The organism is Nitrospira sp., assembly GCA_029194535.1.
Lineage (GTDB): Bacteria > Nitrospirota > Nitrospiria > Nitrospirales > Nitrospiraceae > Nitrospira_C.
Genome location: JARFXR010000003.1, coordinates 25640 through 46570, shown reverse-complemented (window position 1 = coordinate 46570; position 20931 = coordinate 25640). Strand labels below are relative to the sequence as shown.

The 20931-nt window shown below is 60.8% G+C and carries 17 protein-coding genes; 10 read left to right on the top strand and 7 right to left on the bottom strand.

Annotation, left to right across the window (positions count from 1 at the left end; all coding sequences use genetic code 11):
• Positions 1 to 45: 45 nt before the first annotated feature.
• The 3 genes from P0111_17400 to P0111_17390 all read right to left on the bottom strand — a co-directional run bounded on the left by P0111_17400 (position 46) and on the right by P0111_17390 (position 6870).
• Entirely contained in the window at positions 46 to 3372 is a 3327-nt protein-coding gene (locus P0111_17400) for an efflux RND transporter permease subunit (GenBank protein MDF0645806.1), read from the bottom strand.
• Positions 3369 to 4505: an efflux RND transporter periplasmic adaptor subunit gene (locus P0111_17395; protein ID MDF0645805.1), complete on the bottom strand. Its 1137-nt coding sequence runs from the start codon at positions 4503 to 4505 to the stop codon at positions 3369 to 3371. Before P0111_17395 ends, P0111_17400 begins: the two co-directional genes overlap by 4 nt.
• Before the next feature lie 430 nt (positions 4506 to 4935).
• Positions 4936 to 6870, bottom strand: a complete 1935-nt coding sequence (locus tag P0111_17390; GenBank protein ID MDF0645804.1) for a sigma 54-interacting transcriptional regulator — start codon at positions 6868 to 6870, stop codon at positions 4936 to 4938.
• 133 nt (positions 6871 to 7003) lie between these two features.
• Here P0111_17390 and P0111_17385 point away from each other — a divergent pair, with 133 nt between their 5' ends.
• From P0111_17385 to P0111_17375, 3 genes are read left to right on the top strand one after another with little or no spacing between them, the layout of a single operon-like run.
• Positions 7004 to 8740, top strand: a complete 1737-nt coding sequence (locus P0111_17385) for a DEAD/DEAH box helicase (GenBank protein ID MDF0645803.1) — start codon at positions 7004 to 7006, stop codon at positions 8738 to 8740.
• A gap of 36 nt (positions 8741 to 8776) precedes the next feature.
• Positions 8777 to 10243: a glucose-6-phosphate dehydrogenase gene (gene zwf / locus P0111_17380; GenBank protein MDF0645802.1), complete on the top strand. Its 1467-nt coding sequence runs from the start codon at positions 8777 to 8779 to the stop codon at positions 10241 to 10243.
• 6 nt (positions 10244 to 10249) lie between these two features.
• The gene (locus P0111_17375; GenBank protein ID MDF0645801.1) at positions 10250 to 11722 is read left to right on the top strand and encodes an MFS transporter; all 1473 of its coding nucleotides are present in this window, start codon (positions 10250 to 10252) and stop codon (positions 11720 to 11722) included.
• 110 nt (positions 11723 to 11832) lie between these two features.
• Here the strand turns inward: P0111_17375 and P0111_17370 are convergent, their stop codons facing one another.
• Positions 11833 to 11970: a hypothetical protein gene (locus P0111_17370; GenBank protein ID MDF0645800.1), complete on the bottom strand. Its 138-nt coding sequence runs from the start codon at positions 11968 to 11970 to the stop codon at positions 11833 to 11835.
• Positions 11971 to 12251: 281 nt separating this feature from the next.
• Between P0111_17370 and P0111_17365 the strand changes: the two genes are divergently transcribed.
• From P0111_17365 to P0111_17345, 5 genes are all read left to right on the top strand, one after another.
• Positions 12252 to 13019 carry a CBS domain-containing protein gene (locus tag P0111_17365; GenBank protein MDF0645799.1) on the top strand — a complete coding sequence of 256 codons (768 nt, stop codon included), beginning with the start codon at positions 12252 to 12254 and terminating at the stop codon, positions 13017 to 13019.
• Positions 13020 to 13139: 120 nt separating this feature from the next.
• Entirely contained in the window at positions 13140 to 13499 is a 360-nt protein-coding gene (locus P0111_17360) for a hypothetical protein (protein ID MDF0645798.1), read from the top strand.
• A 160-nt stretch (positions 13500 to 13659) separates the two neighbouring features.
• Positions 13660 to 14691 (top strand): aldo/keto reductase, encoded by a 1032-nt coding sequence (locus tag P0111_17355; GenBank protein MDF0645797.1) that lies wholly within the window; start codon positions 13660 to 13662, stop codon positions 14689 to 14691.
• 105 nt (positions 14692 to 14796) lie between these two features.
• A complete protein-coding gene (locus P0111_17350; GenBank protein MDF0645796.1) occupies positions 14797 to 15810 on the top strand; it encodes a methyltransferase in 1014 nt (337 codons plus the stop codon).
• A 3-nt stretch (positions 15811 to 15813) separates the two neighbouring features.
• Positions 15814 to 16080 (top strand): hypothetical protein, encoded by a 267-nt coding sequence (locus P0111_17345; GenBank protein ID MDF0645795.1) that lies wholly within the window; start codon positions 15814 to 15816, stop codon positions 16078 to 16080.
• A gap of 151 nt (positions 16081 to 16231) precedes the next feature.
• Here the strand turns inward: P0111_17345 and P0111_17340 are convergent, their stop codons facing one another.
• The gene (locus P0111_17340; GenBank protein MDF0645794.1) at positions 16232 to 17083 is read right to left on the bottom strand and encodes a DUF6279 family lipoprotein; all 852 of its coding nucleotides are present in this window, start codon (positions 17081 to 17083) and stop codon (positions 16232 to 16234) included.
• A gap of 233 nt (positions 17084 to 17316) precedes the next feature.
• Between P0111_17340 and P0111_17335 the strand changes: the two genes are divergently transcribed.
• Both P0111_17335 and P0111_17330 read left to right on the top strand, forming a co-directional pair.
• Positions 17317 to 17706, top strand: a complete 390-nt coding sequence (locus tag P0111_17335) for a DoxX family protein (protein MDF0645793.1) — start codon at positions 17317 to 17319, stop codon at positions 17704 to 17706.
• Positions 17707 to 17857: 151 nt separating this feature from the next.
• The gene (locus tag P0111_17330; protein ID MDF0645792.1) at positions 17858 to 19501 is read left to right on the top strand and encodes an acetolactate synthase large subunit; all 1644 of its coding nucleotides are present in this window, start codon (positions 17858 to 17860) and stop codon (positions 19499 to 19501) included.
• Between the two features lie 138 nt (positions 19502 to 19639).
• On the opposite strand, the gene P0111_17325 is transcribed toward P0111_17330, so the two are convergent.
• Both P0111_17325 and P0111_17320 read right to left on the bottom strand, forming a co-directional pair.
• Positions 19640 to 19864: a hypothetical protein gene (locus tag P0111_17325; protein MDF0645791.1), complete on the bottom strand. Its 225-nt coding sequence runs from the start codon at positions 19862 to 19864 to the stop codon at positions 19640 to 19642.
• Positions 19865 to 20133: 269 nt separating this feature from the next.
• On the bottom strand, positions 20134 to 20631 hold the full coding sequence (locus P0111_17320; GenBank protein ID MDF0645790.1) for a hypothetical protein: 498 nt from the start codon (positions 20629 to 20631) through the stop codon (positions 20134 to 20136).
• Positions 20632 to 20931 lie beyond the last annotated feature (300 nt).

Below are 20931 nucleotides of genomic sequence, written 5' to 3'. Positions count from 1 at the left end.
GCATTCCGGCAGAAACGCTCCCAGTTCATCCCTGCACCCGCTCGCTCAAACCGGCACTCCTTCTGCCCCTACGCGATGAGCGACTGTTTCTCCGTTTCCCATCGCAGTTTCCATGGAAGGTCGGCCGGATTGGGCCGTGTGTCCGGCAATCCAGTAGTAGAGCAAGGGGATCACGAACAGGGTGAGCAATGTCGATGTCCCCACGCCAAAAAGGAGGGATACAGCCAGCCCTTGGAAGATCGGATCGAGAATGATCACAAGGGCGCTCACCATGAGTGCGGCGGCCGTCAGGAGAATCGGCCGCATACGGATTGCGCCGGCACTGATGACCGCCTCAGGCAACGGAACACCCAGACGCATTTGCACCTGGATGAAATCCACGAGCAAGATCGAGTTTCGGACGATGATGCCGGCGAGCGCGATGAAGCCGACTATCGACGGGGCCGTGAAATACGACCCTGTCAACCAATGGCCGGGCAGAATGCCGATCAGCGTGAGTGGAATCGGGACCATGATGATCAGCGGCGTAAGAAAGGATTGGAACTGCCCGACGATCAGGAGGTAGATCAGCAACATCGCAACGGCAAAGGCGATGCCCATGTCGCGGAACGTCTCATAGGTGATGTGCCATTCCCCGTCCCATTTCATCGCGATCTTCTCTTCCGACCAGGGTTGGGAGGCATAGAATTGCTCGATCCGATATCCCTCGGCCGTCCGATAGTCTTCCAGTTTCTTCCCGACTCCGAGTACGCCGTACACGGGACTCTCCGCATTCTCTGCGCCTGGCCCTCCGATATCGGAGACGACATACACCACCGGCTTCTGGTTCTTGTGATAAATCGCTTTGTCTTGGACTGTTTGCTCAATCGTGAGCAATTCGGACAGTTGGACCATGGTGCCGCCGCTCGTACGCAGCCCGATCTTGCCGAGATGCTCCAGACCGGTCCGTTCGGCGAGCGGCAGGCGGAGCACGATGTGAACCGGGCTCCGCTCTTGAGGAATATGGACGAGCCCGGCTTTCGTTCCTTCCAGCGCCATGCGCAACGTCTTCACGATTTCTTCGGATGGAATTCCGGCCAGGGCCGCTTTCGCCTGATCGACCGCGAAGACATACTTCACCTGATCCGCCTCGATAGAGTCGTCTACATCAACAACCCCCTCTGTGGACTCGAACAGCGCTCGAACTTCGCTCGCTACAACAAGCTGCCGGCCATAGTCGGGGCCGTAAATTTCCGCCACCAGCACTGATTGCACCGGCGGACCCGGCGGCACCTCAACGACTTTGACATTCGCGCCATACTGACGTGCGATCTCCTGGATCGGGGGACGAAGCCGCCGGGCGATATCATGACTCTGGGCGGGTCGGTCCTGTTTCGCGACCAGATTCATCTGAATGTCCGCCTCATGCGGCAGCGAGCGCAGAAAGTAGTGTCGCATCAGTCCATTGAAGTTGAAGGGAGAAGCCGTGCCGACATAGGCCTGGTAGTCCCGAACTTCCGGAACGGTGCGGACATATTGGGTCAGGGCCTTGGCCGCCCGGGCGGTTTCCTCCAGCGTTGTCCCTTCCGGCATGTCGATCACCAACTGGATCTCGCTCTTGTTGTCGAACGGCAGCATCTTCATGACGACGTGGCGGGTGTAGAACAAGAGGCATGATCCGACCAGTAAGAGGGCGACCATGGCGAGGAAGGAGGAGGCTAAGACCGGTCTGGCCAACAGCGGAGCGAGCAGCCGACGATAGAGTCGCGCCGTCGAACCGGCTTCATTGGCATCGTGAGCTACTCCTGTGACGGGAGCCACAGGACGGTCACAGGTTCGGCAGAACCAAGGAATCACTATGAAAGCGACGAGCAGGGAGAAGAACATGGCGATGGAAGCATTGATGGGAATCGGCCTCATGTAGGGGCCGATCAACCCGGACACGAAGGCTATCGGCAGGAGCGCGGCGATGACGGTGAAGGTTGCCAGAATCGTCGGGTTTCCTACTTCATCGACGCTATAGATGATCGCCTCGTCGTGGGGACGAAGGCGCAACGTCAGATGTCGGTACGTGTTCTCGACGACGACAATGGCGTCGTCGACCAGAATGCCGATGGAGAAGATCAGCGCGAAGAGCGTTGCGCGGTTGATCGTGTAGCCGATCAGCATGGACGTAAAAATCGTCAAGGCAAGGGTGAGCGGAATCGCGACGGATACGACCAGCGCGGGTCGCGGTCCTAATGTCACCCCGAGGAAAACGACCACTGCGACGACGGCGATAAGGAGGTGCCACAGCAGTTCGTCGGCCTTCTCTTGCGCGGTTTGTCCGTAATCGCGCGTGATGGTGACGCGGACATCCGCTGGAACGATCACGCCTTTCATGTCTTCAACCTTGCGAATGACGTCCTCGGCCACGGTCACTGCGTTGACGCCGCCCTGCTTGGCGATGGCCACGGTCACGGCCGGGAATTCGTGAGACGGCAATGGTGGTGCGTCAGGCGAGACGGCATCCGCGCCACCGGCGCCAAGACCGAACCAGACGTACTGAGTCGCTTCACGCGGTCCGTCGATGATCTCGGCCACCTGCCTGAGGTACACAGGCCGCTGTTCGCGTACTCCGACCACTAACGACTTCAAATCCTCATGGGAGCGGATGAATTGTCCGGTTTCCACGAGGAAGTTCTGATTGCGGTTGTCGAATCGCCCCGTGGGCAGCGCGCGATTCTCCCCGTGAATGACGGCCGCGATTTGCAAAGGAGTCAACCCATACGCCCTCAGCCTTGCCGGGTCTATCTGGACCTGCAGCTCCCGCGCGCGACCGCCGACGATGAAACCTCCGGATGTGCCCGCAACCTTTTTGGCCTCCTCCAACACCTGCTCGGCCAATTGATGCAGTTCGAATTCCCCATATCGTCCGCTCGACAGAGTAATCGTCACGATTGAAATGTCGTTCACGTCCTTCGGCTTGACCAGAAAAGGCTCGGCGCCTGGCGGCAGCAGGTCCTGATTCGACATCAGCTTGTCGTAGAGATCGACCAGGCTCTTCTCCATGGGCTGGCCGACATAGAAGCGGACGACAATCAGCGCGCCGCCCGGCCTTGAAATCGAATACACGTACTCCACGCCCTTGATTTCGGAAATCTTGCGCTCGAACGGTTTGGTCAGTTGTTCCTCGACGATTTTGGCGGAAGCGCCGGGAAAGGGCAGCCAGACGTCGGCCATCGGAACGACGATCTGCGGTTCCTCTTCGCGTGGCGTGGCGAGGATCGCGAATAGGCCCAACAGCAGCATCCCCAATATGATGAGCGGTGTCAGCGTGTTTCCGATGAAGAGGCCGGCAATACGGCCTGAAAGGCCTGGGCGGTAGGTTGTCATTCGTCGTTCGTCTCTCATGGATCCTCGGTTGTCGCTCTCGTCTGAGTTCCGAGTGGCGAGTTTGGAGTTGAGGCTTGGCGTTTCACGTCAGAGAGACGGCTTTCAGAAATTCGGAAGACAGAACTTGCAACTCGTGACCGCGGCGATTGACAAGACACGCTGCACGCCGTCCGCACGACGGGCGATGCCGTTGCATCGACGAGAGTGACTGCGACGCCGTCGATGCCGCGGGTCGCATCGAGCAGCACCGACTCGCCGACATTCACACCGGACAGAATTTCGACCTGTTGACCGAGCCGCCGACCGGTTTTGATCCACCGAAGACGAGCAATCCGATCTGATCCAACGGCAAAGACACCTGTAAGTTCGCCGCGTTCGACCACCGCGGTCCATGGTACGAGAATCGTCTTGCTCGTTCCCGTATCCAATTGAAATCGTCCGAACATGCCGGTTTTCAGCCCCGGTTCCGCAGGCAAGTCTACTTTCACGGTGAATGTGTGCGTGTGCGAATCGCCGGCCGGAAGAATTTGGCCAACAACGCCGTTCAGCGCTCGCTGATCCAATGCGTCAATGACCACGGCAATCTCATCTCCGAGAGATACCGATTTCAAATCTCCCTCCGCCACGGTTGCCTTAAGCTGAAGGTGTCGGGGATTTTCCATCCTCACCAGGGGCTGCCCGGGCGAGGCCAATTCACCCGCCTCCATCATTTTCTCCGTGATCACGCCGTCGAACGGCGCCTTGACGATCGTGTAGCTCAGCTGGGCAAGCACCGCCTTGCGGGCGGCTTCTGCAACCTTGTAGGCACGAGTCGCATTCTCCAGTTCTTGTTTTGAAACTGCATCTTGGGCGTACAGGTTGGTCATGCGCGCGAGCTGAGCCTTCGTGCTTTCTACTTCCGCCGAGACCCGCGCCAAGTCGGCACGAACGTCACGGTTATCCAATTGAAGGAGCGTCTGCCCCTTCACAACCGACGTGCCTTCTCGAACGAACAGCCTGTCGATGGTTCCTTGGATGCGGCTGGAGAGCGCAGCCTGGAAGCTTGCCGCCACCTGACCGGTCACTTCGACGCGGACCGGGACCGACGCATGCGTGATCTCGACAACTTCAGCCTGAATGGTCTCCCGCGTAGCGGACGAAACCACCGCCATGGCTGGCGCATCCTTCGCCCCGCAACCACCCAGGAGAAACGCCGTTGTGAGTAAGCAACATGTCGCTATCATGTTCGATCGTGCTTCAACTCCAAGAACTCGGCACCTAGAGGGCGTCACAAGCACGAAGACCCGGACGATCGCTCGCCACATTTCACTGCCGTGATCCCGAATGGTCGTCATGGCCCGACTCCTTGCTGTGAATGATTGCCATGCTGCGGGGTTTCCAGAGCAGCATCGATGCCAGCACGATGGAAGCGATCAAGACCATGCAGGTTCAGCGACTTAGAATCGGGCGAGGGAAAATCGGCCGGTGTCGAGCACGCGTGATTTGCGAAATCTCGTAAGACGATTTGTGAAATCTCGTAATTCGTGGAGATGGGCGTGCGTCAATTCGAAGCGCGGGATGAACGAAGGGAGAGATCGGTGCTCAGCGGGGCTTCTGAAGCTTCAAGACTTTCATCCGCGACGAGAGTGTGGAGGCATTCATGCCGAGCAGGCTTGCCGCGCCCTTCTTGCCGGAGACTTTCCAATGGGCTGATTCCAGCGCGCGCAGGATATTGGCGCGTTCGAGTTCTTCCACCTCCTGCGCCGTTTTGATCCGCGCTGCGGAGGGGGGAATCTCTTCGGCGGCAGGCACGGAAACCGACGTGGCTTCGGGCAACGCACGGTCCAGATTCACGCATCCGTCTGCGGCCGTGATCACGGCCCGCTCGATCACATTCTGCAGTTCGCGCACGTTACCCGGCCAATTGTACGACTTCAGCCGGCGCGCGCAGTCCGCCGTGAGCGGGGCAATCGTCAGGCCCATCCTGCCTGCAAACCGCTGCGCAAAGCTGGAAGCGAGTCGCACCACGTCGTCGCCGCGTTCGCGTAACGGGGGCAAGCGCAACGGAAAGACGTTCAGACGATAAAAGAGATCCTCGCGGAATCGTCCCTCGCGAACGGATTTGTCCAGATCGCGATTCGTTGCCGCCAGGACGCGCACGTTCACCTGCCTGGTGGAGGAACTCCCGACAGGATCGAACTCGCCCTCCTGCAGCACGCGGAGGAGCTTCGCCTGCAGATCGAGCGGCAATTCTCCGATCTCGTCCAGAAAGATGGTGCTCTTGTCGGCGAGGGCGAAGCGACCCTCGCGCTTCTTGGTCGCCCCGGTAAAGGCGCCTGCTTCATGTCCGAACAATTCGCTCTCGATCAACGTGGCGGGAATCGCCGCGCAATTGACGGTAATCAGCGGCCGCTCGCGGCGTTTGCTCGCCGCATGGATCGCGCGCGCGGCGAGTTCCTTGCCGGTGCCGGTCTCGCCCGTGATGAGCACCGTTGCGTCGGTGCCTGCGACCTGGGCGATGTCGTGCAGGACGCGCTTGAGGGACGGGCTATCGCCGATCAACGCGCCGTCCCGATGCAGCGCCTGCAGTTCTTCGCGTAGCAGTTCGGCTTCAGCGGTGAGCGACCGGATCTTCTGCTCCGCTTCCACGCGATCGTGCACATTGCGGAGGATCAAGGTGGTGAATTTCCGGTCATGCAGTTCGAAGCGTGACAGAGTCGTTTCGGCTGGAAAGGATTCACCGTCGGGACGACGAGCGGTGAGCCCGCCTGGAATCCAGCGCGCCTGCAGTCCTTCAGGACGTCCGTCCAGTTCGGCGATGAAGGCGACCAGTCGATCTGCGTCTCCACGACTGACGAACTGCCGGAAATCCAGACCGGTCATCTTCTCCGCCGGGCAGTGGAACACTTTCTCCGTGGCGGGATTTACGCGGGTGATGCGGAGGTGATCGTCCAGCTCGATGATGGCATCCATCGCGCTGTTGAGGAGCCGCCCGACTTTTTCCTCGCGCTCGTGTACCTGGGCTTCGGCTCTCAGCCGTTGAAGTTCCGCCGCAGCCCGCGCGGCGAAGATCTGAAAGATCGCATGAACCCTCGGCTCCTCCGGAATCGGCCGGCGGTCGATCACCGCCATATGACCAAGAATGCGACCGTCCGTATCCTGCAGCGGCGCGCCCATGTAGCTGACGGCTCCGGCCGCTTTCAACTCCTCTTCGTGCGGATAAATCTCCAGAACTCGGTCGGGAAAATGCACCAGCTTGGCTGTGTCGATCACGCGCTCACACGGAGTCCCGACGATATCCACTTCATAGTCCTTCACCCATCGGCCGTCCATCCAGAAGGCGAGGGCCCGGAGGCGGCGCTTCTCGGGGAAATATTCCGTCACCCAGGCTCCGTGCGTCCCGAGCGCCTTGACAAGGTTCTGCACCAGGGCGGCGAAAAACCGCTGTCCGGTCTCCGTTGCGGTCCCTTCCAGAATCGCGCGCAGGGCCGTATCGGCTTCGATGTTCGAAAGCGGAGCTTGATGAGGCGGGGTCATGGTCGGAAAGTATGGAACGAGCTGAAAGTGAGATTCAAGAGGAGGGGAAGGCGGTTGACATCCCTCGCTCCGGATCGTAGTTTCTAGCAAGAGTTCGCAGCGCCTCACGTCAGAAAGAGAGTGAAGGTTCCATATGAAGATTGATCCGACTCATCCGCCTGCCGCCCATACGGCCACCGGGTTTTCGCCGGGTTTCGCCGCGCTCGGCCTCGAAGCCTCGCTCCTGGCCTCGCTCGAGACGTTGGGGTACGAGGAACCCACGCCGATCCAGCGGGAAGCGATCCCTCCGCTGCTCGCCGGACGTGATCTGCTGGGCCAGGCGGCTACCGGAACAGGAAAGACTGCGGCCTTTACCCTGCCGATGCTCCAGCGCATCGCCCATTCCACCAGACAGCGTCCGTCTGCGCTGATACTCGTGCCGACGCGTGAGTTGGCCATTCAGGTCAGCCAAGCGGTGCAACGGTACGGGAAAGAATTGCGGATCAGCGTGCTGGCGGTGTACGGAGGCCAGGCGATCGCGCCGCAGTTCCACGCGCTGAAGCGGGGCGTCGATGTCGTCGTCGCGACTCCGGGGAGGGCGCTTGACCATATCCGCCGGCAGACGCTCAAGCTCAATCATGTGCAGATCGTGGTGTTGGACGAAGCGGACGAGATGCTCGATATGGGGTTTGCCGAGGATCTCGACGCCATCCTCGTGCAGACGCCTGCCACCAAGCAGACGGCGTTGTTGTCCGCCACGATGCCGCCGCGCATCAAGTCGATCGCCCATCGACACTTGAAAGATCCCGTCGAGATTACGATCGCCAAGGAACCGGTCAAGGCGGGAGCCGCGCCCCGAGTGCAGCAAACCGTGTACGTGGTGACGAGGCCGCACCGGGGCGCGACCCTCGCGCGGGTCTTGGATATGGCAGGCGCCAAATCCGTTCTGGTGTTTTGCCGCACCAGGCTGGAAGTCGATGAGGTGACGGCTATGTTGAACAGTCGCGGGTACAGAGCGGAGGCCATTCACGGCGGAATGAGTCAAGTGCAACGTGATCGGGTGATGAATGCGTTCAGGACCGGCCAAACCGAATTGCTCGTCGCGACTGATGTGGCGGCGCGTGGATTGGACATTCCGCACGTGTCGCACGTCATCAACTACGATCTGCCGTCGTCAGCCGAAGTCTATGTGCACCGGATCGGCCGAACCGGCCGTGCCGGACGGGAAGGATCGGCCATCACCATTCTGGATCCGCGTGAGCAGCGGTTGCTGCGCAGCATCGAGCAGCATACGAAAGCCAAGGTGACCGTCACGCCTGTGCCGACGGTGGCTGATCTCCGGTCGAAGCGATTGGAGCGAACCAGAGCGGCCGTCCAGGAGGCGTTGGCCGAGGGGGATCTCGATCGCTTTCAGGCCGTCGTCGATGCCCTTGCCGCTTCCAGTGATCCGGGGAAGGTGGCCGCCGCAGCCGTGAAACTGATCTTTCGGGCGCAGGGCGGAGAGCGAATGGAGCAGGACATTCCGGCCACGCCGATGCGTCCGCCGGAATTACATCGGCCACCGCATCGGTACACCGCCTACCCTGATGGTCGTCATCAGGGGGCTCCAGTCAGGTCGCAGGAGCGAAGGTCCGGCCATAGCGGACAGGAAGCCGGCATGGCACGAGTGTATGTCGGGGCCGGGAGCGAAGCCGGCATCAGGCCGGGAGACCTCGTCGTGGCTATTGCGAACGAAGCGAAAGTGAATCCGAAGGTGATCGGGGCGATCGAGATTGAAGCACGCTATTCGACCGTCGACGTGCCGGAGGCATTGGCGCGAGGGATTGTCGAGGTGTTGAGTCGGGCGAGAATCAAAGGGCGCAAAGTTCCGGTTCGGCTGTTTCGAGAGTGAAACGGTTCCGGACGGATGTCGCAGAGGACCGGCACCATGACGGAACAATCGGTCGAACCGCATCTGTTCGTGATTCTCGGCGCGACCGGTGACCTGACGCGCCGGAAACTGATGCCGGCGCTCTTTCATCTGCGAACGTTGGGACAACTGGACAAAGAGAACACCCTCATCGTCGGGGCCGCCATGCCGGAGATGAGCGCGGACGGCTTTCGCTTGTGGGTCTACGAAGGCCTGCGGGATTCCGGCGCCCGCGACGCGTTAGACCTGCGGCGGTGGTGTGACGACCATCTGCATTACCTCACCGTGCACGAAGGTACGGTCGAGGACTATGAGGCGCTGGCGGCCCTGGTGACTCGGCTGGAAAAAACCCGCCGGCATCCGGCGAACCGGATCTTTTACCTGGCGCTGCCGCCCACCACCGTGCCGTCCACCGTCGAACGGTTGGATCAGGCCGGCCTGTTGAAGAGCGACGGGTGGGTGCGCGTCGTGTTCGAGAAGCCGTTCGGCCACGACTTGTCCTCCGCGCAGAGGCTCAATGCGCTGCTGCACCGCCATCTGACTGAGTCGCAAATCTACCGTATTGATCATTATCTGGGGAAAGAAACGGTCCAAAATCTTTTGGCGTTTCGATTCGCCAACCCGATCTTCGAAACCTTGTGGAATCGGGACATGGTGGAAAGCGTGCAGATTACGGTTGCCGAAGATCTCGGAGTCGAGCATCGCGGGAGCTATTATCAGGAGGCCGGGGCCCTGCGCGACATGGTGCAAAACCACCTGACCCAGCTGATGACCGTCGTGGCCATGGAAGTGCCCGTCTCGTTCGATGCGGCGGCGATCCAGGCCGAAAAGCTGAAGGTCCTCCAGTCCATCGCGCCGATCGATCCGCAAGACGTGGCCTTCGGCCAGTACACCGCATGGGAGGCAGCCGGCCACGTGATCCCCGGCTACCGGCAGGAGCGCGGCGTATCGCCGGACTCGACGACGGAAACGTTCGTCGCGATGAAGCTGGACATTCACAACTGGCGATGGCGGGGCGTGCCCTTCTATTTGCGGACCGGCAAGCGGCTGCCCCGCAAGCTCACGCAAGTGGCTGTCACCTTCCGCCCCGCACCCTTTCAGGTCTTCCGTTCGCTCGAACCGGGAAGCCTCGATTCCAACCGGTTGCTCATCACGTTGCAGCCGAGCGAGGGATTCGCCTTATGCTTCTCCGTCAAGACGCCGGCCAGGCGGCTGGGCTTTACCTCTCAGTCGCTGCAGTTCGACTACGGCGGGGCGTTCGGGGGCGCACTGCGTGATGCCTATGAAACGCTGCTCCGCGACGTGATGATCGGCGATCAGACCCTCTTCGTCAGCGCGGATTTCACGCAGACCGCCTGGCAACTCTACGATCCGCTGCTGGCCGGCAAACACGATGTGCACTTCTATACGGCCGGTTCTTGGGGGCCGAAGGAAGCGGATGCGGTCGTGGAACGTAACGGACATCGCTGGCAGTTGGGGTGGTAGGAGGTCATGCCGGCCGAACAAGCCGTCTCCGTCACCACCGATATCCCGCAGCGTCTGGATCGTCTTCCCTGGTCGCGCTGGCATTGGCTGGTGGTCACCGCGCTGGGCGTGACCTGGCTTCTGGACGGCCTGGAAGTCTCGATCGTGGCCTCGCTCGGCCCGATGTTGACGAGCACGACGACCCTGCATCTCACCGAATCCCAGGTCGGACTCACGGCCTCGGCCTATCTCTTCGGATCCGTGCTCGGCGCGCTCCTCTTCGCCTATCTCACGGACCGGCAGGGACGAAAAAAATGGTTCATGATCACGTTGACGCTGTATCTGACCGCCACGGTGCTGACCGCTCTCTCTTGGAACCTGGCGAGCTTCATGGTCTTTCGCTTTCTGACCGGTGCGGCCATCGGAGGCGAATACGCGGCGATCAATTCGGCCATCGACGAACTGATTCCGGCGTCACGTCGGGGCCAAACCGACCTGGCGATCAACGGCAGCTGGTGGCTGGGATCCGCGGGAGGCGCGCTCTTGACCCTTGTGCTGCTGGACCCGACGCTGTTCCCTGAATACCTCGGCTGGCGCCTCTGCTTTCTCTTCGGCGGCGTGCTCGGGGTGGGAGTGGCGCTGGTCCGCCGGATGATCCCCGAAAGCCCCCGTTGGCTCGTCACTCATGGTCGGGTTGCCGAAGCGGAGGCGGTGGTCTCCGGCATCGAGAGACAGCTGGTGCGGGAGCAGGGCCCGCTGCCGGAACCTCGGGGGACGCTCATCGTGCGGCCGAGAACTCATGCCACGCCGGCGACAGTGGCACGGGAACTCTTCGCGACCTACCCCAGACGGACGGCGCTGGGCATCGCCCTCATGGTGACCCAATCCTTCATGTACAATGCGGTCTCCTTCACCTATCCGCTCCTCCTGACGAAGCACTATGCGGTGCCGGCCGACCGGATTGGCTGGTACGTGGTGCCCTTCGCCCTGGGCAATTTTCTTGGCCCCCTCTTGCTCGGCCGATTGTTCGACACGATCGGGCGGAAACCCATGATCAGCCTGACCTATGCAGTGGCCGGTGCGCTTTTGGTCCTGACCGGCTACCTGTTCGCGCAGGGAACGTTCACACTGTCGACCCACATGGTGCTCTGGTCTCTCGTCTTTTTCTTTGCGTCGGCGGGAGCGAGCGCCGCCTATTTGACGGTCAGCGAAATCTTCCCGATAGAAATCCGCGCGATGGCGATCGCCTTCTTCTTCATGGTCGCCCAGGGGGCCGGCGTGCTCGCGCCTTGGCTATACGGCAAGATGATCGAATCCTCAACCACCAGCGTCGCTTACGGGTATCTGCTGGGGGCGGGAATGATGTTCGTGGGCGCGGCGGCAGAACTCTGGCTGGGGGTGCAAGCCGAAGGGCGACCGCTTGAAGAGCTTGCCGCTCCTTTGTCGTCCCGAGGCACGACGGATAAGGCGGCACAGGACGGCAGGTCTCTCCGGCCGTGATCCCGTGATTCGATGGGGTGGCGTTGTGTTCGTTGCCGATGCTGTCGCTGGTCTCCCGGCGCTTGTGTGATCCGAAATTGGAACGGATCAAGGCAACGGGTGCCCGGAGCTTACGAGGGTTTCAACAGGCCCGCTCGCCGGACCGACCGGCGGTGCAGCAGGTGTTCGCGCACCAGCGAGGCGACAATGAACAGGGGAACGGCCAGAAGAAAGAGATACCATGCGGCCCATACGGTGACGTCGCGCATATGGCCTCCTTTGCCTCACGTGACTTACGCAATCACCGTACCGGAATGATCGGTGCGGGCATCGACGATGTTTTTGTGCGCAGTTTCCGCCGGTTCAAGCCCTGTGCGCGGTCGAGTAATCGTGTGATGCCGCCCAAGCATTGCGGTTGTCAGTCCACGAACGTCGCATAAATATCACGCGGTGTGACCCTTCGATAGTAGAGAGCCATGACATCGGACTGCTTGCCTAGGCAATCTTGGCGGGCGTAATATCGGGCCCTCACCTATATGGAGGAGGTGCCATGGCCGCCCGCACCATGTCCAGAAAACCTCGCATTTCCATCGAGCTCAGCATCGAGCGCATGCGAAAGCAGTTGGCGGATCTTGCGCAACATGTGAAGAAAAGAAAGCCGAGCCGTACTTTGGAGGAATTTGATCTGGAAACCGTGCGTCTGATTGCCGATTCGCTCGGAGAAACCTCTCCGTTGGTGGACGCATACGAGTATGCACAGTTGGGTGAAGCCGCGGGGCTTGTCAACATGACGGAGGAAGCTCCGGAAAGTGTCGGTCTGGACAGCGAAAGACAAAGTCTCATGCAGCGCGGCCGAGTACTGGAGAGTTGCGTATCAGAATTGGAGGCGCGGCGAGCCGCGGTGCCCAAGAGACAATCCGGACGGCAGATCCTGACCGGACCGCAGGTGGCGGAACATATGTCGCCGGAATTGAGGAGTATTCCTCAGTCCGCCACCCTACGCGAAGCGGGCCAATTGATGCAGAAATGGAAGACCGGCTCTCTATTGGTTACCGACAGCCGGACCTACATCGGGTTGATTACGGATTCCGCTCTCGCACGCGATGTCGTCGCCAACGGCCTTGACCCGACCAGGACTTCGGTGCAGACATGCGCGAGGACGCCGTTAGTCGCAATCCGCGGCGATCGCCCGCTCATTGAAGCGGTGCGTTTGATGAAGGAACAGGCCACGAGACATCTGGCAGTGGCGCAAGACGGAGAGATCATCGGGGTCATCTCCGTTTCGAATATTCTGCGGTACTACTCCGGCGTCGTGTGACATCAAACAAGGGGAGCGAGCGGCGTATAGCCAGGAGCGCGAACGAGACGATTCTTGAGCGCTCGCGCCGTACGCCATCAGCTATCCGGGATAGGCTCCTACGATGGGAGAGGAGGGACCATGGGACCGACGAAAGCCATCATCAGGGATCAAGCCCTCTACGAAGCCGCTACGGGCAAATTCATCAAGGACGGCTTCGCGAGCCGGCATGAAATCGAGGAGTATGTCAAACATCATTATCTCGCGTTGCCGGTGATCGACAATGCGGGCAACGCCTGGCTGCTCGACGGCAAGCCGATCTATTGCTATCGAGGCAGCCAATACGAAACGGTGGACGATCGGCGGGTCCACCTGGCCCGATGCCCGGACTGCGGAGGGATGGGAATCAGGAGCGATGAATTTACCGTTGAGTCCGATTGCATTCGCTGCGTGAGCTGCGGTCACGAGTTCGATGCGCGCTTGGAGATGATGGAGACGTGAGGACGAGGGGTGAGAGTGGGTGGTCGATGCGCGAAATGAGGGATGGGGCCAGACCGCCCCGGGCGAGGATAAGAGATACCCAAGGGTACGAAGGGCGGTGCGGGGAAGCCGGACCGCAGCTCCTGGAAATGCCGAACGCGCGAGCCGGGAAGGAGGCGCCTTGTCACAGGAGATCGATCGCCGACAGGTGCTGAGGATACTCGGTGTAGCCGGTTCGGCGCTCGCGTTCGGGGGGTCTTCCGGACTGGTTGATTGGCTTGAGCCGGCGCCTTCTTCGGCCGGTCCTTCCACGGGAAACATTCCCGCTCGTGCCTTGGGAAAGACCGGGCTCCAGGTTTCAGCCATCTGTTTCGGGGGAGCCCATTTGGGTCGCGTCGAGGACGATGCTGAAGCCGTTCGACTGCTCCACGAGGCCATCGACAGCGGGATCAACTTCCTGGACAATGCCTGGGAATACCATCAGGGACGGTCCGAAGAGCTGATGGGGAAGGGGCTCCGGGGGCGCAGGCAGCGGGTCGTCTTGATGACCAAGCTCTGCTCGCATGGACGGGACAAGCATGTGGCGATGCAGCAGCTTGAGGAGTCCCTGCGACGTCTCAGGACGGACTATCTGGACCTCTGGCAGATCCACGAAGTCGTGTATGAGGACGATCCGGACCGGCATTTTGCCGAGGGTGGAGCCGCTGAAGCTCTGCTCCAGGCCAAACAGCAGGGCAAGGTGCGGTTTATCGGATTCACCGGCCACAAGCACCCTCGCATCCATCTGAAGATGCTCTCACACGATTTTCCGTTCGATACCTGTCAGATGCCGCTGAACGTCTTCGACGCCACCTATCGAAGTTTCGAACACGAGGTCCTCCCGGTGCTGAATCAGCGCGGGGTCGCCCCCATCGGCATGAAGAGCATGAGCGGAAGCGCCGAGCCCATCAAACAGGGCATTCTCACCCCGGAAGAAGCGCTGCGGTATGTATTGACGCTGCCGATCGCGTCTGTCGTGAGCGGGATGGATTCCGCGCAGGTCCTTCGACAGAATCTCGACATTGCCCGCCGGTTCAGTCCGCTCTCGACCGGCGACATGGAGGCGTTGCGGACGCGCGCGGCTCGGTATGCCGCGGACGGCCGGTTCGAACTGTTCAAGTCCACAAATCGATATGACGGCCGGATCGGCCGCGAACAGCATGGACTGGCATGACGGCCGCGGCGAACGTGTCCTACGCACGTCGGTCGCGTGACTCATGACGGCGGTCGGGGCGTTGCGCGCGTCAGTTCACCGCTTCTGAAGAAGCAAAGGAGGAGTATGGCGGCTCATCGGGTCAATCCAGCGAAGATTATGGAGATCGGGCTCGGATTTTTGGCTTCGAAGACGCTGCTGAGCGCCGTGGAATTGGGGCTCTTTACCGAGCTTCGACAGGGTCCGCTGGAAGGAGAAGTGTTGAGAACGAGGCTGGGCCTCCATCAGCGAAGCGCGCGGGATTTCTTCGACGCGTTGGTGGCGCTGGGTCTGCTCAAACGTACCGGAATGCGGTACGCCAACAGTGCGGAGGCGGCGCTCTTTCTCGATCGGACGAAACCGTCATACGTCGGTGGCATCCTTGAGATGGCCAATGCCCGGCTCTACCGGTTCTGGGGAGCGCTCACCGAGGGGCTGCGCACCGGCCAGCCGCAGAACGAAGCCAAGACCGGGGATGATTTTTTCGGAACCCTCTATGCCGATCCGATCAGGCTCGAGAACTTTCTCAAGGCCATGACCGGCCTCAGCCTCGGAACGGCCCAGGTCCTTGCGAGAACATTTCCCTGGAAACGCTACCGGACGTTCGTCGACGTCGGCTGCGCGCAGGGCGGCGTTGCCGGAGAAATCGCCATGGCTCACAAGCATCTCACCGGCGCCGGCATGGACCTGCCGGTCGTTCAGCCGGTGTTCGAAGCCTATGTGAAGGGCAAAGCTCTCGATCGACGGCTGCGGTTCCACCCGGGCGATTTCTTCAAGGACCCGCTGCCTCGGACCGATGTCTTGATCATGGGGCATATTCTTCATGATTGGAACCTGGACGAGAAGATGATGTTGCTGCGAAAGGCTTACGAGGCGTTGCCCCCCGGCGGCGCGTTGATCGTGCACGAGGCCTTGATCGACGATGCGAGGAAGACGAACGGTTTCGGTCTCCTGATGAGCCTGAACATGCTGATCGAGACCCCGGGTGGGTTCGACTTTACCGGGGCTGATTGCTGTAAATGGATGAAGGAAGTCGGATTCAAGCGCACGAAAGTGAAGCGTCTGGCCGGTCCGGACGGCATGGTCGTGGGAATGAAGTGAGCGATGGTGCTGCTGAAAGGCAAGGTGGCGGTCCGAGTCTCCATTGTGCTGATCCTGTCTGCGCTGTCCTCAGGCTGCGGATTGATCATGATCGGCCCGGCGGCGGAGAAGATCGACGTCGAGTCCGGAACCAACGAACAGAAAAACCTTGACGCGATCCGGGCGATGCAGGCCGATCAGTCCGGCCGATCGGCGACCGTCTCTTCCCCCCACGAATCGAGACCCTGTACGACGGACGGTGTCGGCGGACAACGGTGCGCGGAGCGGTAGGTTGGGGGAGCTACGGCCAACGGGAGAAACCTGTGCCCTCGCGATCAGGGGTTGATCGTCTCTGATGTGATGACTGGAGGAGCCCTCATCGCTCTTTCACGACCACAGGCCCGAATCCAACTGCGGAATCCGGGATCATGCGGACAGACTCCTAGATGCGGCTGAGACCGTGGACGGTCTGAGCCAGGTCGTCGAGCTTGGCGACGACGCGGCGCCGCTGCTCCGCGGTCGCCGACCGATCGATCATGAGGAGCAGGTCCCCGATGCGTACTTTGAACTGGCGCAACTGCTCTCGGAACTCCGGATCGGCGGTCTTGTCCTGATTCACCAGCCATTCGTTCATGCGCCCCGGGGTGTCTTCGTTTCGCCTCGATTCGATCAGGGTGATGAGTTGCCGATTGCGCTCCATCTGATGCGCGTACCAGGAGGGCAGAATGTCCGGCAAATCCATCGCGGCCCCGGCAATGTCCCGTTCTTGCGACGGGGAAAGGTCTCCAAGCCACTCGCGCGCCAATGACAGGAGCCGCTCCGTGCGCTTCGACAGTCTCGTGCGGTGATCGTCATGCAAGAGCGCTTCTTCTTTCGAGAGGCGCGCCTGCAGGGATTGCTTGAGGTGCGGAATCTGTGGATCGTTCACCAGGCGGATGAATTCAGCTCCGTCCGTGGAGAATCGGCCAAACAGGTCGGCCCTCAACCGATCATACTCCGCGGCCGCCCATTGCACGTCGACATCGGTCAGACCGCGCTGCACCCTGGCGGCCATCTCATGCAACACCGTTTCATATTGAGGGAGAGCCTCCCGGCGATGGCGGCTCAGGATTCCGTTCAACCGGGAAGAGACGAATGAACGTTGCGAACGGTTGAGATCGAAGTAGGCGTCGATCTGACGCGTGATCAGCCAATCCGCATGGTTGTAAAGGAGCGATGTGGCGCAACTGGTGAGAACCGCCGGCAGGAGCAGGACGCCGGTGAGGATGAGAGAGCCGATTCGTGATCTGTTCATGTGGTTTTCGGTCCTGTCACGGCTCGCTCGGCCGACAGGGTGGATAGTCTGTCCACCCTACCATACGGGTTCGATCACCGCCAGGCGGGATTCGGTGCAGGCCTTGAAGGCTGAGATCATGGCGTATCGGGGCGGGAGGCGTTGACAGATCCAGAGCAACTGGGTAGCTTGAGACATCCTCCGTGTCATGATCGACGGTTTCATTTCTACCGAGCCCTACCGAGGAGGTGAGTATGTCCCCGATCCCGCAGGCCTATGCCCAGCAGACCTACGCTCTCATGCGTATCGTGGCCGGATTCCTGTTTTTGTGGCACGGCACGCAGAAGCTGTTCAGTTTCCCAATGCCGCCGCCTCCGCAGATTCCCTCCTTCGTGATCGCCATCGCCGGTCCGATCGAGCTGATCGGAGGGACGCTGATCATGATCGGGCTGTTCACCCGCTGGGCCGCCTTTCTCTGCAGCGGGCTCATGGCCTTCGCCTATTGGATGGCTCACGGCCTCCAGACACCCTTGCCGATTCAAAATATGGGCGAGCTGGCCGCCCTGTACTGCTTCGTGTTTCTCTCCATCTCCGCGCAAGGATCCGGAATCTGGAGCATGGATGCCGCCCGGTCGCCTGCCTGATTGATCTCGATCCCTTCGTCGTCGGACCACATGTGCGCCGGTGACTCAGAGCGATCCACGGCTCGCCCGTCGCGAATCGGGCCGCGTGATGCTTTGCTCGGTTTGCCGTGAGCTTGATAGAATGAAGCGACGTAAAGGAGCCTCGTAGAAGATGACGGCTGCGGAACTGTTGGTTCGCTGTTTGGAGAATGAAGGGGTGCAGTTCGTTTTTGCGCTGCCGGGAGAGGAAACTCTGGGATTAATCGACGCGCTTCTCGACTCCGGCATTCACGTCGTGCACACCAGGCACGAGCAAGGCGCCGCCTTCATGGCGGATGTGTACGGCCGCCTGTCCGGGAAGGCGGGCGTCTGTCTGTCGACATTGGGGCCCGGGGCCACCAATCTCATGACCGGAATAGTGGACGCGTACCTGGACCGGGCGCCCCTTGTCGCCATCACCGGTCAAGCCTCCCTCAATCGTCGCCACAAGGAATCCCACCAGTATATCGACGTCATGTCCATGCTGAAGCCGGTCACCAAGTGGAATACGTCGATTCCGAAGAGCGAGGTCATTCCGGAGGCGATTCGCAAGGCGTTCAAAGTGGCCCAGATGGAAAAACCCGGGTCAACGCACCTGGAATTGCCCGAGGACGTGGCGGACCAATCGATCACGGATGCAGAGCGAATATCGAAGCCGCTGTTCGTGCAGGCGCCGGCTGCGCCGGAGCCGTCGCCCACACAGGTCGCCCGCGCCGCGGAGTCGATTCGCCGGGCACAGCGGCCGCTGATCCTCGCGGGCAACGGAGTCGTCCGGGGCCGAGCGCATGAAGAAGTTCGACGGTTTGCCCGTCAGCTAGACATTCCCGTCCTGCATACCTTCATGGCCAAGGGGGTCATGCCGGACAGCGATCGGCTGTCCCTGTATACGCTGGGGCTGCAAGCCAGAGATTATTCGGCCTCGGTGATGGAACGAGCCGATGTCGTCATCGCGCTTGGGTACGATTTTGTCGAGTATGCGCCATGCTTTTGGAATCCGGATCGCAACAAGCACATTGTGCATATCGACCCCTCGCCCGCCGAAGTGGACGAACATTACATCGTGGACGTGGGCCTGTTGGGCGACATCCGGCTCGCGTTGGGACAGATTGCGCCGCACCTCGAGCCGTTCGGCTCCGCCTGGGTGAACGAGGCGCGTGCCACAGTCGTCGACGGATTTGCCGCTGAACTCCAAGGCGGGTCGTCCGGTCCCATACGACCTCAGTGGCTCATGAAAGAACTGCGCGCCGCGCTGGGGCCGGACGACCTCATCATCTGCGATGTCGGCGCGCATAAGCTGTGGATGGCAAGGATGTTTCCTTGTGAGATTCCCAATTCCTGCATCATCTCGAACGGCTTTGCCGCGATGGGCATGGCCGTGCCGGGCGCCCTTTCGGCGAAGCTGCTGCATCCTGAGCGGCGAGTGGTCGCCGTGACGGGAGACGGCGGGTTTCTGATGAATTCTCAAGAACTGGAAACCGCCGTGCGGCTTCGTCTGCCGCTGGTCATACTGGTCTGGCGTGACAACGGATACGGGGTGATCCGCTGGAAACAGATGGTGCGGTTCGGCCGCAGCGCGTCGGTGGACTTCGGCAACCCCGATCTGGTTCGCTATGCCGAGAGTTTCGGGGCACGGGGATATCGAGTCACGGAGCTGTCGGAACTTCGCCCCGCGCTAATGGAGGCGTTGCAAAGCCCCCAGCCGATCGTAATCGACTGCACCGTGGATTATGAAGAGAATCTCCGCTTGAGTGACCGCCTGAAGGCCCTTGCTCGGTAATCGCGGACGGGCTTCATCATGATCGGCGTCCCCAATCATTGCCGCGGCGCACATCTTCGGTGGTTTCTTACGCTCGGGAGGGTGATACAGGAGCGAGGGAGACGAATGCCGTCTCCCTCAACCCTTCGTTGCCGTTACTTATGTCGGAGGCAGTAGAAAGTAAAAGGTCACCGCCAGAATCGGAGCACCGATGTACATGACGGTTTTGCCGAAGGTGTCGTACAGCCCGTAGCAAAGGACGACCCACATCAGCGTGTAGTACATGGAGCCGATTCCTCGATAGCCGCCTCCGGCTCCTTCGGCGAAGGCGAATGCAGGCCACCAGACGGCCAGTCCCAGCAGCAAAGTCAGCACCGATCTCATACAGTCCTCCTTGAGTACGTAGGAATTCCGCTTCAAGTGAGCAAGTGAGAAGGTGTTGAAAACGCGAACGCCCTCGCGGATGAGACCTCCGCGAGGGCGTGATGGTGTGCCGGAACGACTCAGCCTCGTAGGAATCTTGAGGGTTACCCCGGTTCCATTCGTGGCCTCTTGGTTAGCAACTGATCATCATGCGCCTTCCGAATCAAGCCTGTCAATACGACGTGGGCGAAGGCAAAAACGGTTGCTGACACCGGTTTCCTCTTTCCGCTTCAGCGCGGCACCACCAGCGTGACCGGCACGCCGCTGCTGCCCGAGCCGAAATTCGCAGTCACGGTCACATTCGATGTGCCCGCCGACGTTCCGGTCGCAGCCGGACCTCCGCCTGAATTGGTTGCCGGAGGCGGCGGCGAGGAATCGCTGTTGCTACAACTCAAGGTACCGATCACGGCCAGCGCAATCAACCAGGCTGCCGGGATGCCAAGCAGGCGATGATCGGTCCCACGTCGTCGCGCGAGGAAGCCAATCGGGATCAGGCCGATGGCCGGGAGCAGCCAGGCAAACATCGTCGGCGAGGCGCCGGGAAGCAGCGCCACCGCTCCGCCGTTCGAGCTGATCGTCAGGGTGGGATTGATCGGTCCACCGGCCGGCGTGACCGAGGCCGGGTTAAAGCTGCAAGCTGCGCCGACCGGTAAGCCACCGCAACTGAACGTGACCGGCTGCGTGAAGCCCGCGTTGGGCGTGATGGTAATCGATGAGTGCTTTTGCACCGGGCGGAATGGTACTTCTCGCTTTCGGCGAACTTCAATGACCTCCCTTTCGAGGGACTGGCGGTATCGGGGCTTCTCTGAGGCTTCTCTGATTGACAGGTCTCCGGCAACGCAGTAGCCTGGCTTCCGTTCTTCCCGCTCAGGAGGTTGACCATGCCGGCCTCGCGAGCCATCTCATTGAATGGTGGTTGGACAGTTCCAGCAGCGATGGCGCTTGCGCTCTCCTGTGCGCACAAGGATAACGAAACGGGGTCGGGAGTCGTTTCTTGATGGCCCAGCGATCAATTAAGACGCCCGGCC